The following is a 13,610-nucleotide window of genomic DNA, read 5'->3' as shown; positions in this document are numbered from 1 at the left end:
TAACTTGTTGTTATTAAAGATAATTAAATTTTATTTTTGTCTTAGATCAATTTATTGGCCTCCAATTTGCAGGAGTTGGCACAGAGGCGAATAAAAATTTGGTAGTAGTGATAAGAAGTCATAGCGACCAGATCTAGGAGTGAAGTAATGGGAATACAAAGCAAATATCTAGGTCGAGTAACCTTAGTCGGAGCAGGTCCAGGTGACCCTGACTTACTCACGGTAAAAGCGAGCAGAGCCATACAACAAGCTCGATTTATCATGTATGACAACTTGGTGAGTCATGAGATCCGAGCCTTGTTTCCAGAGGGTGCAGAGAAGGTGTTTGTGGGGAAATCCAAAGGTATGCACTGCGCAACGCAAGAGCAGATCAATACCTTACTTCTTGATGCAGCGCTTGAAGGTAAAGATGTTTGCCGAGTGAAAGGCGGAGACTCTTTTGTGTTTGGGCGCGGCGGTGAAGAAATGCTGATGCTGGCAAAACAAGGAGTAGAAGTGGATGTTATACCGGGAATTACGGCCGCTTCAGGTTGCACTAGTTATGCGGATATTCCTCTTACACACCGCGGCTTGGCTCAAGGCTGCACCTTTATCACCGCTCACGCAGATAAAGAGCTCGATATTAACTGGGATGCACTGGCTCAATTAAAGCAAACCCTCGTTTTTTATATGGGGCTTAGCAAAACGGACATGTTGATGGAGAAACTGATTGCGGGTGGATTATCAGCTAATACCCCAGTTGCCTTCATCGAGAATGGCTGTACCCCTAAACAGCGTGTACTTATCGGCAAACTTCACCAGTTAACTTCCCTTAAACAACAGCATCAAATTCAGTCTCCAGCATTGATTGTAGTGGGCAAAGTTGTGTCAGTTGCTGAGCAAATGGAGTGGCTTGGTCAACTGTCTGATAGACAACTAGGCAAAGTAGAGCATGAGCAAACACTACAGTTGACGGCATAGCCAGGCAACGATGTTTTGAAGATTACGCACAAAAATTTTGGGTTTCAAGGAATGGATATTATGAAAAAGCAAACAGTGATAGTGGTCGGGAACGGCATGGTAGGCCACAAATACATAGAAACACTATTGCAGCAGAAAAGAGATGATATTGAGATTATCACCTTTTCAGAGGAGCCACATCTTGCCTACGACCGTGTTCATCTTACCTCTTACTTTACTGGAGGTGCTAAGGAGTTAGCTTTAGCGGATGAGGATTATTACACGGAAAATGGCGTTAAGTTTGTGGTCAGCGATAAGGTCGTCAAGCTTGATACTGATGCCAAGCAAGTGATAACCGAAAGCGGCCGTATTGAACAATATGATTCCTTAGTGCTAGCCACTGGCTCTTTCCCTTTCGTTCCTCCAATTCCTGGTAATGATAGCGAGCATTGTCATGTATATCGAACTCTCGAAGACCTAGACGGAATTGAGGAATCCAGCAAGCTTAGTCAAAGTGGTGTGGTTGTGGGCGGTGGCCTTTTAGGTCTTGAGGCCGCAAATGCGATTAAAGAACTTGGCTTAGAGACGCATGTCGTGGAATTTGCACCGCGCTTAATGGCAGTGCAGTTAGATGAAGGTGGTGGTGCCTTGCTTCGTCGCAAAATTGAGTCGCTTGGTGTTTCGGTTCATACAGAGAAAGCCACCAGTGAGATTGTGGCGGGTGAGAATGCTCGCTATCGAATGAACTTTGCCGATGGTTCCCATTTGGAAACGGACATGATTGTGTTCTCTGCTGGTATCCGCCCTCAGGATGAATTGGCTCGCGAAGCGAATATAGAGATCGGTGAGCGAGGCGGGATCGTGATTAACGATTACTGCCAAACCAACCTGCCAGATGTCTATGCCATAGGAGAGTGTGCCCTTTGGGAGAACCGAATTTTTGGTTTAGTTGCTCCGGGTTACCAGATGGCTAAGGTCGCGGCCACTCATTTACTAGAAGGTGAGTCAGAAACGGCATCATTTACAGGTGCTGATATGAGCACCAAGTTGAAGTTGCTCGGCGTTGATGTAGCAAGTATTGGTGAGGTGCACGGTCAAACCCAAGGCGCTCAGTCTTATACCTTTAGTGATGAGATTGACCAAGTTTACAAACGTCTCATTGTCTCAGAGGACGGTAGTAAGATTATTGGTGCCGTGCTCGTGGGCGATGCTGAGGCGTACGGTACTTTGCTACAAATGAAGCAAAACGACATGCCTCTACCTTCGAATCCATCAGTACTTATCTTACCTAATGTTGCTGGTGAAGAACCTGCTGGTATGGGTATCGATGCCTTGCCTGATTCTGCGGTTATCTGTTCTTGTTTTGATGTGACCAAAGGGGATATCAAACAAGCGGTTCAGGCGGGTTGTAGCACCATGTCAGCCCTTAAAGAATCGACTAACGCTTCTACCGGTTGTGGGGGCTGTAGCGCTCTGGCCAAACAGGTGCTCGATAGTGAACTGTTGAGCCTAGGTGTAGAGGTCAACAATGACCTGTGTGAGCACTTTGCCTATTCTCGCCAAGAACTCAGCGACATCGTTCGCGTTAACCAAATCAAGACCTTCGATGAACTGCTGACGCAATACGGCAGTGGCCATGGCTGTGAGGTATGTAAGCCTACGGTAGGTTCTATCTTAGCTTCATTCTGGAACGACTACATTCTGAAGAATGAGCATATGGAGCTACAAGATACTAACGATATCTACCTAGGCAATATGCAAAAAGACGGCACTTACTCTGTTGTACCACGTATTGCTGGTGGTGAAATTACACCTGACAAGTTGATCGTGCTTGGACAGGTCGCGAAGGAGTTTGATCTTTACACCAAGATCACCGGTGGACAACGCGTTGACCTATTTGGCGCGGAACTTAATGACCTTCCTATCATCTGGAAGAAGCTTGTAGATGCTGGATTTGAAACAGGACACGCCTACGGCAAATCCGTACGTACAGTGAAATCTTGTGTCGGTAGCACTTGGTGTCGATATGGAGTAGGCGACAGCGTTCGTTTAGCTATCGATATCGAAAATCGCTACAAGGGTTTGCGCTCACCGCACAAGTTAAAATTTGCGGTATCGGGCTGTACTCGAGAGTGTGCGGAAGCGCAATCCAAAGATGTAGGCATCATTGCCACAGAAAATGGCTGGAACCTGTATGTATGTGGTAACGGGGGCATGCGTCCTCGACATGCTGACTTGCTTGCCACTGACCTAGATGAAGCCACCCTAATTCAATACGTCGACCGCATGTTGATGTTCTATATCCGCACTGCAGAGCGTTTGCAACGTACCTCTGTGTGGCTAGAAAATCTTGAAGGTGGCATTGAGTATCTCAAACAAGTGGTGGTTGAAGACAAGCTAAGCCTGGGCGCTGAGCTTGAGAAAGATATGGCCACCACTATTGGACAATATCAATGTGAATGGAAAACCACTCTTGAGTCTCCGGAAAAATTGAAGCGTTTCAGTCACTTCATCAATACGGATCAACGTGACAGTACTCTGAGCTTCGTTTCAGAGCGTGAGCAAAGGTTTCCAAAGAACATTACTGAACAATCAATAGACGTGGTGGAGATTGATTGAGCGTTTTGACGCTCTGTTAATTCCAAAACCACGCTTAACCAGAAATCATTTTCGACCTAGGAGAAAGACTATGAATCACTGGCAGACTATTTGCGATGTATCGGACATCGCACCGAATGTTGGAGTTTGCGCTCTGATCAATGGACGACAAGTTGCGATATTCAATTATCAGCGTGCTGGCGCGTTATACGCCATCTCAAACTATGACCCGATCGGCAAAGCGCAGGTTTTATCTCGCGGCATTGTTGGCTGTATTGGTGGAGAGCCTTGCGTATCTTCCCCTCTCTATAAGCAACACTTCAACCTAAAAACGGGGCTGTGCATAGAGGAGCCTGAGTTCAGTGTAAAAACTTACCCAGTAAGACTGCTTGATGGTGCTGTGCAGATACAGGTAACAGAAGCCGTTGCTGCTTAATATTTTTGTCCATTCCAGCAGTAGGAAGTCGCTGGAATGAAGGATTACTAGAAAAGGAATTAAATTATGGATAACAGTAAATTTTCTCTGTTTTCGTTTAGTGGCAAGATGAAGGTCTTGCATCTAAGTTGGATGGCTTTCTTCATCACCTTTGTGGTGTGGTTTAACTTCGCGCCTCTGTTGCAGATGGTGAAGGAAACTCTAGGTCTTACTACTCAGGAGATAAAAACCTTATTGATCCTGAACGTGGCACTGACCATCCCTGCTCGAGTTATTATAGGGATGCTTACCGATAGATTCGGCCCAAGACTGGTCTATTCTGCATTGCTCGCGATATGTTCTATCCCGTGTTTTATGTTTGCTTTTGCAGACTCCTTCATACAGGCCGCTATTGCCCGCTTCTTGCTCGGCTTTATCGGGGCGGGTTTTGTGGTCGGTATTCGCCTAGTCTCTGAATGGTTCCCGCACAACGAGCTTGGTACCGCTGAGGGTATCTATGGTGGTTGGGGTAACTTTGGTTCAGCCGCTGCGGCGTTTACTCTGCCTTCACTTGCTTTGCTATTCGGTGGTGATGAAGGGTGGCGTTATGCTGTTGCTATAACTGGCTTGATGAGCTTGGTGTTTTCATTCATTTTTTATCGCTCTGTTTCCGATACACCAAAAGGCTCTACTTACTTTAGACCTAAGCATTTGACTGCAATGGAAGTGACGTCAAAGGGTGACTTTTTCTTCCTACTACTAATGAAAATCCCAATGTATGCGGTACTGGGTCTTCTTGCTTGGAAACTGTCTCCTAGCGGTATTGGTATGCTTTCTGAAGTTGTAGTGAACTCTATTTACGGCGGTTTGTTAGCTCTATATTTGTTGGAAGTAAGCCAAGTTTGGAAAGTAAACAAAACTGTATTTGAAAAACCAGTTGAAGAGATTCACCAATACAAGTTTAAACAAGTTGCGGTCCTAAATGTGCTTTACTTTGCTACGTTTGGTTCAGAACTGGCTGTTGTCTCTATGTTACCGCTGTTCTTTGCTGAAACCTTTGAACTGACACCAGTGTTAGCGGGTATGGTAGCGTCTGCGTATGCCTTTATGAACCTAATGTCTCGCCCTGGTGGTGGTTGGATTTCAGATAAGTTTGGTCGTAAGCCAACCTTATTGATTTTGACTGCTGGTCTTGCTGTTGGTTACTTCTTGATGGGGCAAGTAGGCAGCCACTGGCCTGTATGGTTAGCTGTTGCGGCTGCTATGCTATGTTCATTCTTTGTTCAAGCTGGTGAGGGTGCAGTGTTTGCTACCGTTCCTCTTATTAAGCGTCGAATGACAGGACAAATTGCTGGTATGACAGGTGCTTACGGTAATGTAGGTGCTGTGACTTACTTGACGATTCTGTCTTTCGTTAGTTATCAGACGTTCTTCTATGTCATTGCGGCTACCGCAGTACTTGGCTTTGTTACCCTGATCTTCATGGAAGAACCAAGCGGTAAGATTGCAGAGGTTAATAAGGATGGTAGCGTAACCTTGATTGATGTTTCTAACTAGATAGGAGTAGAGCCCAGCTTATTTGAGTTGGGCTCTATACGTGCAAAATACGTCTATGAATATGCCAATCTCAACGCTAAAACTCGAACATGCAGGAACGTCACTGACGGGCACACGTGCTCAAAATCAGGATGCGATTTTACTTAAGATTCCCGACAGTCAGCACGACCTGATGCATAAAGGTATTGTGGCTTGTATTGCCGATGGAGTGAGTTGCAGCGACCAAAGTCAAAGAGCAAGTCATACTGCCGTCGTACAGTTTGTGAATGATTACTTCGCAACGCCAAGCAGTTGGAGCATTAAGCATTCGGCAGGTAAAATCTTAACGTCAATTAATGCATGGCTATATGAAGAGGGAAGCAAGCAAGCCCTAAATCACAACGGCTTAGTGACGACTTTTAGCTGTGTCATCATTAAATCGAACACAGCGCATATATTCCACGTTGGTGACACTAGAGTTTATTTGTTTCGGGAAGGGCAATTAAAACAGCTGACCAAAGATCATCAACGCATCAATTTGGCTAAGCAAGCATACCTTACTCGCGCGTTAGGTATGGATTCCAGTCTGGATGTTGACTATCAGCAACTGAGTTTGCGAAAGGGAGACCGATTCATCCTTACCTCGGATGGAGTGCATGATGTCATTGATGTTGAACCATTAGCGAGCTCTAACGGATTCTCACAACAAGAAATGTCTGATCTGCTTTGCCATCACGCATTTGAACAAGGTAGCCAAGATAACCTTAGTGCGCTTGTTTTTGATATTCGAGATTTACCCGCACATACACTTCCAGAACATCAGAGCTCTATGCTCTCTCGCTCTATTCCCCCAGTTTTAATTGAAGGCAATAAACTCGATCAGTTTACTGTACTCAAAACGCTGTATTCAGGCTCGCGTAGCCATGTGTACCTAGTGCAAGATGAACTAACCGGAGATAAGCGGGTTTTAAAAGCGCCATCAGAGCAATATCGAGATGATATCGATTATTTAAAAGCCTTTGCCAACGAGTTGTGGGTGGGAACTCAACTCAAAAATAAACGAGTGATGCGTGTTTACCCAAGCCCTAGTGATAGTCGATTTGTATATCAGATTTGTGAGTACATCGAAGGGATAACCTTGCGTCAATGGATGTACGATAACCCTCGAGCGAGCTTGGCTAAAACTCGTGAAATCTTAGACGAAATCATTAAGGCGCTTCGAGTGTTCCAGCGTGCCGATATGGTGCATCGTGATCTCAAGCCTGAAAACATTATTGTCACTCCATCGGGTGAGGTGAAGATCATCGACTTTGGCGCAGTGAGAGTTAAAGGTCTTGAAGAAATTACTCCTGAATCACCGGATAGCATTCCTCTTGGGGCGGTTAATTACATTGCACCTGAATATTTAGACTCAGGAGGCGCCACTCTGGTTTCGGATTTGTTTTCGGTTGCAGTGATCGGTTTTGAAATGCTAACCGGAGAGTTGCCTTATAAGCCAACCACAAGTCAAAACTTGCAAGCTGCAAGGCATACCAAGTGGCTGTATCGTTCGTTGTCAGATTACCGTGATGATATCCCTAGTTGGGTAGATCTTGTATTTCGTAAAGCGACCCACCATCTGCCAAATCGACGTTATCAGGTGCTGGGTGATTTTATTGCAGACTTATATGTACCTAATCCTGTATTGCAAAAAGAGCTAAAAGAGAGCCCGCTATTAAAGCGCAACCCAGTTCTGTTTTGGAAGAGCGTAGCTTTGATTATGACAGGGCTTGCGGTGGCTCAAGCGCTGTGGCTTATATCGAATTAATAAAAAAATGACCACCTATGTAAGTGGTCATTAAAGCATCTTATTTAAAATCAGTCTGTTATCTCGATAAACAAGGAAAGCAAGTACTAGCCACTCCTTGTTGTTCTCTAAATTATGGTTGTGTCGCCTTAGTAGCAAACATATTCAGTGCCTTTGCTATCTTCGCGATAACCTCATCACAGCCAGTAATATTGTGTCTTTGTTTAAGATAGTTTGGGTCGTTATAGGTAAACCAAACTAACCCATGTTCATCTTCTGAAATCAGCGCCTTTTGTGGGAGGTCGATACCTGCACTCTGCTGGCAAGCCATTAATGGGGAGCCTACTTTAGGGTTCCCAAATAAAACTAACTCTGTAGGGCGAAGCTCTATTCCCACATTTTCGGCTGCTTCTGAGTGCTTGATGCGAGCAAAGGTGGTCATGCCTTTTTCTTTTAGTACTTCAATAAGCTTGTCGGCGGTGGTTGAAACATCGTGTGAACTTTTAATTGAAATGAGCCCGTTGTTGGCATGAGCAGTAAAGCTCATTAAGAGCGTAACAAACATCCCTAATATTATCTTTCTCATGTAACCTCCATCTACATTGTTGTCTAACAATGAAGATAGTAGTCGTAGTGTTAGAGTCAATGTATTAACCCTAAGAGTGCTAAGTGCCCGTACTTTTCTATAAGTGAGCATTGTGGTTTCTTTGCCATTTAACGCCGAAATCTAATGCTTCAATACAAATAAAAATGCCCGATACAAAGTACCGGGCATTTAAATAATATAAGTGTTCAGTCTTGCGGGCGAATTATTACGCTTGTTCGCTAGCCAAAGTTTCTAGTTGAGTCATTGTTGTCTGTGAAACTAACTCACCATCAACGTAGTAACTTACGTTCTCACCGTCACGAACACCAGTCACAACAGATTTGTCACCATTGTTGTAAGTTACGTGCATCTCAATTGTATTTTCATCGATAGCCTCGAATGTAGAAGACTCTACTTCACGCATTGTGATTGGGTCAATAGGCGCTTCTGTTAGAGAAGGGTCTAGGCTTTCGTTCATGTTGTACATGGTTTTTGTTTTTGTATCAAATATGTGTGGCTTGCCATTGATTGGGTTCTTGCCAGACCAGAATTCAATTGAGTTGAAGACTAGAGAATCGACGGCAACAGTTAGGGCGTATACAGGCGCAAGAAGCATGTTTACACCACCACGAGCGTAGCGGTTATCAACAACTTCAAGGTTAAACTTCATTACATAACCTGTTACTGCGTTGCTACCAATACATCCGCTTAGTGATGCTGCCAGTGCTGCCATACCCAATACTTTTAAGCCAAACTTTTTCATTTATATACCTATGAACTTTGAAATCTAGTGAATGATAATCAGTTTTTGTGTTTACAAATAGCCATTTGATGCCATCACTCTCAAACTTATTCGCTCAGTATCAACGTCAGCACTAATATTGCCGTTTTCGTTGGAGAATTTGATGTCCACTACAAAAAGAAAATAAAGTGTTTTGCTTGTCAGTGGCTATTTTTAATTCGTGTCACTAATAACCTTGATATAACTATGTGTAATTTCAGGTATCAGGGACGAGGAGAAGTATATCGAGAGTTTAAATTATTGCTTACCAATATGCGCCAAGTAAATTAATAAATGATTAGACACTTTTACATTAGATTTTAGGGTAGGAGAGCGGTATTGAATCCTGCTTTGTTATTGAGCGTTTCTCCTGCGCTATGGCAAAAAAAGCGAGAGAGTAAACAGTTTATAAGAGGATTCATGACAGCTGCATACCTGCTTGATGTAAGCTTTGATGAAATGAGTCAGTGTAGATTTAAGGAGTAGATATCTATGAAGTTAAAATTCAGCCTGTTTATGACGGTAGTTTATGTCATGCTAGCCCCAACTTTAGCGCAAGCAACAACAGGCTTCTTGCAAAGCGAAGAATCTCAAGCTTTCGTCAAGGTATGCTTTTACGATGTGCTTGGTGAGACACATAGCCTAAATATCGGCGCTACAGAACTGTGCCCATTGACCTCTGACTTTGATGTGACGCCAAAGCTTCAACCACCCACAGAGGATGCCCAAAAGACGGGGTTTTTCAAACAGGAGCAAACCTCTGGATTCAGCAAGCTTTGCTCCTATGATGTGTTGGGAGAGACCTATGTTCTTACCATAGGTAGCACTGAAATCTGCCCGCTAACCTACAAGTTTTAACTTCTTATAAGAGAGTCACTTTCTCTATGATGATTGGGTCAATAGGTAAGTCATCAAGCCCAAATTTTGAGTGTGTTTTTACCTTAGCAATAGCATTTACTACATCCATTCCTGCTGTTACTTGGCCAAAAACAGCATAGCCCCAGCCTTGATTGTTGGTTGCGGTGAAGTCTAGAAAATCATTGTTATCTAGGTTAATAAAAAATTGTGATGTAGCAGAGTGTGGAGCGTCGGTACGTGCCATAGCAATAGAGCCGATGACATTTTTTAACCCACGGTTGGCTTCATTGACAATAGGATCATGAGATGGCTTTTCTAAAAGATTCTCAGTATGTCCGCCACCTTGAATCATAAACCCATCAATCACGCGGTGAAAAATAGTGCCCTCAAAGAAGCCTTCCTTGCAGTATCTAAGAAAGTTTTTACTACTTATAGGTGCCTTTTCCAGATTGAGCTCTATGGTTATTTCACCTAGGTTGGTTGTTAATACGATCATGCTATTGAGTTGCCATTTTAGATTTGGAATAAGCACTGAGTATACACGGAATATCAACCCTAAGCTTCGGCAGAGACTAAGCGGTGACTTTACGGTAAAATCTAGCAAACTTCTTTTACTGATTGTGTATGAGCTTTAGTGATATTCAACAAAAATTAGCGTCCTTCACCTCTCTTGAACAAGTGTTTGAGTACTTTGAGGTGGATTTTGATCGCCGATTTGTTGATGAATATCGTGTGCCTCTGTTTAAGCGTTTTAATGGTTATCTACTATTGGCCAAACCAGAGGATTGGTTTGCAGCACGAAGAGTATTAAGAAACGCTTACTGCAAAATCCAGCGCGGGCGACTAGAACCCTCCACTCGTTCTGCCTGCCGAGGTTGCACTTCTTGTTTACGTCGTTGAGTCTTAATCACTTAACGGTCTCTTTGTAACATCTTTGGTAACAACTCTTTGACAATTCACCGTCAGATTGATTAACTGGTATGACTAGTTGATTAGACGGTACAGTGAATGCTCTCTACGCTTAAGAAAGCCAACTTATATCTTAGTTATTTTGGGTTTAGTAAAGTCCCTTTACTTTGGCTTAGTCGTCCAAAAATACTGGCTATGGATGAAGAGATGGTCGAGATCAAAATTCCTCTAAAACGCCGAACAAAGAACCATTTAAACAGTATGTATATTGGTGCCCTTGTTATGGGGGCCGATGTTGCTGGTGGCTTTATGGCTGCTATGAAGGCACAAAAGCAAGGGCGAAAGATCTCACTCGCTTTTAAGGGTCTCAAGGCCGATTTCTTGATGCGTCCTGAAAGTGATGTTCACTTTATTTGCCGCGATGGCCGCTTGATTGATGAAATGCTTGAAGAGACGTTAGCTACTGGGGAGCGAGTAAATCAGGATGTACGGATTACTGCCATTTGTCCTGATTTGCATGGTGATAAGGCAATGGCTGAATTTGATTTAACCCTATCGATTAAAGCTCGATAGGGTTCTCAGTCAAAGCTTAAGATTGAAATTGATATCGGGGTTAAGTAGCTGAGAGCGTTCGTGCGCTAGGTCTTTACGACGATTTCGTAGCTTGTTGTATTTCTTGGTATCTGATGTCGCTTCCATCTGATTATCTAGATCTGCTATTTGCGAATCCAAGCTCATTAGCCTTTGCTGGCGTTGATACTCTTTTTTACCTAATTGGTAGTTTTTTAAGAACTGCTCGTCGTGGCATACGTTGTAGTAGGTGCGACCTTCAGAGCCCACTTTGTAACCGTTATCAGCAGAGCAATACACCTCTGTTCCTTGTTTAAAACCTTGCTGCCACTGAGATTTGTTAACCACAACGTTCGCTTCTAAACAATCCGTCGTATAATCATCAACGATACTAGGATCATTTCCATCTTTCCCATCTTGATAACCCACATCATGCCAATTTGCTGATTGGCATTGCTCCGGTGTCATACTGGCACATCCCACCAATGAAGAGGCCATAAGTGCACCGATAATTAGGCGGTTCATACCTTAATTCCTTTTGAATCCATAAAGAAGACTGTCAGCCGGGCTATTCGGTTAAGCAGACATTGATGCGATGTATTGTATGGATTTAGGTATGGGGTCGAACAGAGGTAAGAACATTGATTCAATAATTGATGTGTTACTAGGGTTTTATTCACTCTTTATGCTCTATTGAGAGAGTATTGAGGCTTAAGATAATCATTCAGTAGTCGAATATTTGTGTCTTAAGTGTGATTTACATCTCGTTACTGTCTATTTTTACACAAACCCTTTAACAACGAGCTTACAAGTAAGATACTGTTTCGACAGAATTTTAATTCAATAGGGAAGTTGATTATGCAAGAATTTGTGGATTTTCTGAATGGAATCATTTGGAGCCCCTTTCTCATTTACCTCTGCTTAGGTGCAGGTCTGTTTTATTCCATCTTGACGCGCTTTGTGCAAATTCGTCATTTCTTTGAGATGTGGCGCTTGTTGTTATCAGGCAAAAGCTCGGAAAAAGGTATTTCATCATTTCAGGCGCTGGCGGTTTCACTCTCTGGTCGCGTAGGTACAGGTAACATTGCAGGTGTTGCAGCTGCGATAGGCTTTGGTGGTCCAGGCGCCGTATTTTGGATGTGGGTTGTTGCTTTCTTTGGCGCTGCTACTGCGTACGCCGAATCTACTCTTGCTCAAATCTATAAAGAGGAAGATGAAGGACAGTTCCGTGGTGGTCCTGCGTACTACATCGAAAAAGCGATGGGGCAGAAATGGTATGCGTGGATCTTCGCCATTGCGACTATCTTTGCCTGTGGTGTACTTCTTCCTGGTGTGCAATCGAACAGTATAGGTAACGCTGTTGAAGCAGCATTTGGTTCGGGTCCTGCGATTGAAACGGCTATGGGAACGTTCAGCTTTGCTAAAGTCCTAACCGGTACGTTTATTGCGATAGTGCTTGGTTTTATCATCTTTGGTGGTGTTAAACGTATTGCGCACTTTACGCAAATTGTTGTTCCTTTTATGGCTCTGGCCTACATACTGACCGCTTTTGTTATCATCTTGCTTCACATTACTGAGGTGCCACGTATATTTGCGATGATTATAGGTGATGCCTTTACTCCTATGGCTGGCTTTGGTGCTGCTATTGGTTGGGGTGTTAAGCGTGGTGTTTACTCGAACGAAGCGGGTCAAGGTACCGGTCCACATGCGGCTGCGGCGGCCAACGTAGCTCACCCTGCACAGCAAGGTTTGGTTCAATCGTTCTCTATTTATATCGATACACTGCTTGTTTGTTCTGCTACTGCATTCATGATTCTTATTACAGGCATGTACAACGTTCATGGTGCGGGAGAGGGTGTATTTGTTGTACAAAACCTCTCGGAAAGCATTAGCGCGAATGGCCCTGTATTTACTCAGCTTGCTATCGACAGTGCGTTGCCTGGTATAGGCAAGCCGTTTATTGCAATTGCGCTGTTCTTCTTTGCCTTTACGACCATCTTGGCTTACTACTACATTGCTGAAACTAATGTTGCGTATATACGCCGTACCTTCAAAGTAGAAGGCCTGATGTTTTTTCTTAAGCTCGTTATCATCTCGGCGACCTTCTACGGAACAGTGAGAACGGCAAACCTTGCTTGGGCGATGGGTGATATTGGTGTTGGCTTGATGGCGTGGTTAAACATCATCGGTATTTTGATCATCTTCTTTATGTCTAAACCTGCACTCAAGGCTCTAAGAGACTATGAAGAGCAACAAAAGCGCGGTGTTACGGTATACACCTTTGATCCGGTCAAGCTTGGAATCAAAGGAGCAACCTACTGGGAGAAGCGTTTAGAGAAATCGTCTAAAGAGTAACGCTACTCCAGACTTGTAATTGAGGGCCTAGAGGACTTATCTCTGGGCCCTTTTAGTTTTGGTTCAACAAAACTGTCATCTTTAAACGATAAAATGGTGGTGAGTTACGAAGCATGACAATTTGCATGGTGTGATGTGATAGATTTAGTTTGTGTAATTTAATACTGAAAGTAAATTACATCGATTTCATAGAAGTGTGATCACGATCTCAATAATGGCCGTTTTGGTAATTATTAATAACCAGAAATGTGAAACCGACCACGGCATTAGTTTAATT

General features: G+C 43.6%; 13 protein-coding genes. 9 read left to right on the top strand and 4 right to left on the bottom strand.

Annotation, left to right across the window (positions count from 1 at the left end; all coding sequences use genetic code 11):
* Positions 1 to 147: 147 nt before the first annotated feature.
* The 5 genes from cobA to OCU46_RS15855 all read left to right on the top strand — a co-directional run bounded on the left by cobA (position 148) and on the right by OCU46_RS15855 (position 7,295).
* On the top strand, positions 148 to 960 hold the full coding sequence (gene cobA / locus OCU46_RS15875) for a uroporphyrinogen-III C-methyltransferase (RefSeq protein WP_141270666.1): 813 nt from the start codon (positions 148 to 150) through the stop codon (positions 958 to 960).
* 60 nt (positions 961 to 1,020) lie between these two features.
* Positions 1,021 to 3,558: a nitrite reductase large subunit NirB gene (gene nirB / locus OCU46_RS15870; RefSeq protein WP_141270667.1), complete on the top strand. Its 2,538-nt coding sequence runs from the start codon at positions 1,021 to 1,023 to the stop codon at positions 3,556 to 3,558.
* Positions 3,559 to 3,628: 70 nt separating this feature from the next.
* Positions 3,629 to 3,973 (top strand): nitrite reductase small subunit NirD, encoded by a 345-nt coding sequence (nirD, locus tag OCU46_RS15865; protein ID WP_141270668.1) that lies wholly within the window; start codon positions 3,629 to 3,631, stop codon positions 3,971 to 3,973.
* A 66-nt stretch (positions 3,974 to 4,039) separates the two neighbouring features.
* Positions 4,040 to 5,509: a NarK family nitrate/nitrite MFS transporter gene (locus OCU46_RS15860; RefSeq protein WP_141270669.1), complete on the top strand. Its 1,470-nt coding sequence runs from the start codon at positions 4,040 to 4,042 to the stop codon at positions 5,507 to 5,509.
* Positions 5,510 to 5,564: 55 nt separating this feature from the next.
* Positions 5,565 to 7,295 (top strand): bifunctional protein-serine/threonine kinase/phosphatase, encoded by a 1,731-nt coding sequence (locus OCU46_RS15855; RefSeq protein WP_141270694.1) that lies wholly within the window; start codon positions 5,565 to 5,567, stop codon positions 7,293 to 7,295.
* Positions 7,296 to 7,407: 112 nt separating this feature from the next.
* Here OCU46_RS15855 and OCU46_RS15850 read toward each other — a convergent pair whose 3' ends face one another.
* Positions 7,408 to 7,860 carry a DUF302 domain-containing protein gene (locus OCU46_RS15850; RefSeq protein WP_141270670.1) on the bottom strand — a complete coding sequence of 151 codons (453 nt, stop codon included), beginning with the start codon at positions 7,858 to 7,860 and terminating at the stop codon, positions 7,408 to 7,410.
* A 226-nt stretch (positions 7,861 to 8,086) separates the two neighbouring features.
* A complete protein-coding gene (locus OCU46_RS15845) occupies positions 8,087 to 8,623 on the bottom strand; it encodes a DUF3332 family protein (RefSeq protein WP_141270671.1) in 537 nt (178 codons plus the stop codon).
* 510 nt (positions 8,624 to 9,133) lie between these two features.
* Here OCU46_RS15845 and OCU46_RS15840 point away from each other — a divergent pair.
* Entirely contained in the window at positions 9,134 to 9,499 is a 366-nt protein-coding gene (locus OCU46_RS15840; protein ID WP_141270672.1) for a hypothetical protein, read from the top strand.
* A 4-nt stretch (positions 9,500 to 9,503) separates the two neighbouring features.
* Here OCU46_RS15840 and OCU46_RS15835 read toward each other — a convergent pair whose 3' ends face one another.
* Entirely contained in the window at positions 9,504 to 9,995 is a 492-nt protein-coding gene (locus tag OCU46_RS15835; RefSeq protein ID WP_141270673.1) for a peptidylprolyl isomerase, read from the bottom strand.
* A gap of 128 nt (positions 9,996 to 10,123) precedes the next feature.
* Here OCU46_RS15835 and OCU46_RS15830 point away from each other — a divergent pair, with 128 nt between their 5' ends.
* Positions 10,124 to 10,399 (top strand): nitrogenase-stabilizing/protective protein NifW, encoded by a 276-nt coding sequence (locus OCU46_RS15830; RefSeq protein ID WP_141270674.1) that lies wholly within the window; start codon positions 10,124 to 10,126, stop codon positions 10,397 to 10,399.
* A gap of 108 nt (positions 10,400 to 10,507) precedes the next feature.
* The gene (locus OCU46_RS15825) at positions 10,508 to 10,981 is read left to right on the top strand and encodes a DUF4442 domain-containing protein (RefSeq protein ID WP_141270675.1); all 474 of its coding nucleotides are present in this window, start codon (positions 10,508 to 10,510) and stop codon (positions 10,979 to 10,981) included.
* 9 nt (positions 10,982 to 10,990) lie between these two features.
* Here the strand turns inward: OCU46_RS15825 and OCU46_RS15820 are convergent, their stop codons facing one another.
* Positions 10,991 to 11,503: a DUF2799 domain-containing protein gene (locus tag OCU46_RS15820; protein ID WP_141270676.1), complete on the bottom strand. Its 513-nt coding sequence runs from the start codon at positions 11,501 to 11,503 to the stop codon at positions 10,991 to 10,993.
* 333 nt (positions 11,504 to 11,836) lie between these two features.
* Here OCU46_RS15820 and OCU46_RS15815 point away from each other — a divergent pair, with 333 nt between their 5' ends.
* Entirely contained in the window at positions 11,837 to 13,333 is a 1,497-nt protein-coding gene (locus OCU46_RS15815) for an alanine/glycine:cation symporter family protein (protein WP_141270677.1), read from the top strand.
* Positions 13,334 to 13,610 lie beyond the last annotated feature (277 nt).

It is taken from the genome of Vibrio comitans, assembly GCA_024346835.1.
GTDB classification, from domain to species: domain Bacteria; phylum Pseudomonadota; class Gammaproteobacteria; order Enterobacterales; family Vibrionaceae; genus Vibrio; species Vibrio comitans.
This window is presented reverse-complemented; position numbering and strand designations above follow the sequence as displayed.

Excerpts from the sequence above, each read along its gene's own strand:
- OCU46_RS15835 (WP_141270673.1), bottom strand. The coding sequence starts at position 9,995 with ATGATCGTATTAACAACCAACCTAGGTGAAATAACCATAGAGCTCAAT.
- OCU46_RS15860 (WP_141270669.1), top strand. The coding sequence starts at position 4,040 with ATGGATAACAGTAAATTTTCTCTGTTTTCGTTTAGTGGCAAGATGAAG.
- OCU46_RS15850 (WP_141270670.1), bottom strand. The coding sequence starts at position 7,860 with ATGAGAAAGATAATATTAGGGATGTTTGTTACGCTCTTAATGAGCTTT.
- OCU46_RS15855 (WP_141270694.1), top strand. The coding sequence starts at position 5,565 with ATGAATATGCCAATCTCAACGCTAAAACTCGAACATGCAGGAACGTCA.
- OCU46_RS15825 (WP_141270675.1), top strand. The coding sequence starts at position 10,508 with ATGCTCTCTACGCTTAAGAAAGCCAACTTATATCTTAGTTATTTTGGG.
- OCU46_RS15830 (WP_141270674.1), top strand. The coding sequence starts at position 10,124 with ATGAGCTTTAGTGATATTCAACAAAAATTAGCGTCCTTCACCTCTCTT.
- OCU46_RS15815 (WP_141270677.1), top strand. The coding sequence starts at position 11,837 with ATGCAAGAATTTGTGGATTTTCTGAATGGAATCATTTGGAGCCCCTTT.
- OCU46_RS15840 (WP_141270672.1), top strand. The coding sequence starts at position 9,134 with ATGAAGTTAAAATTCAGCCTGTTTATGACGGTAGTTTATGTCATGCTA.
- OCU46_RS15845 (WP_141270671.1), bottom strand. The coding sequence starts at position 8,623 with ATGAAAAAGTTTGGCTTAAAAGTATTGGGTATGGCAGCACTGGCAGCA.
- nirB (WP_141270667.1), top strand. The coding sequence starts at position 1,021 with ATGAAAAAGCAAACAGTGATAGTGGTCGGGAACGGCATGGTAGGCCAC.
- cobA (WP_141270666.1), top strand. The coding sequence starts at position 148 with ATGGGAATACAAAGCAAATATCTAGGTCGAGTAACCTTAGTCGGAGCA.
- OCU46_RS15820 (WP_141270676.1), bottom strand. The coding sequence starts at position 11,503 with ATGAACCGCCTAATTATCGGTGCACTTATGGCCTCTTCATTGGTGGGA.
- nirD (WP_141270668.1), top strand. The coding sequence starts at position 3,629 with ATGAATCACTGGCAGACTATTTGCGATGTATCGGACATCGCACCGAAT.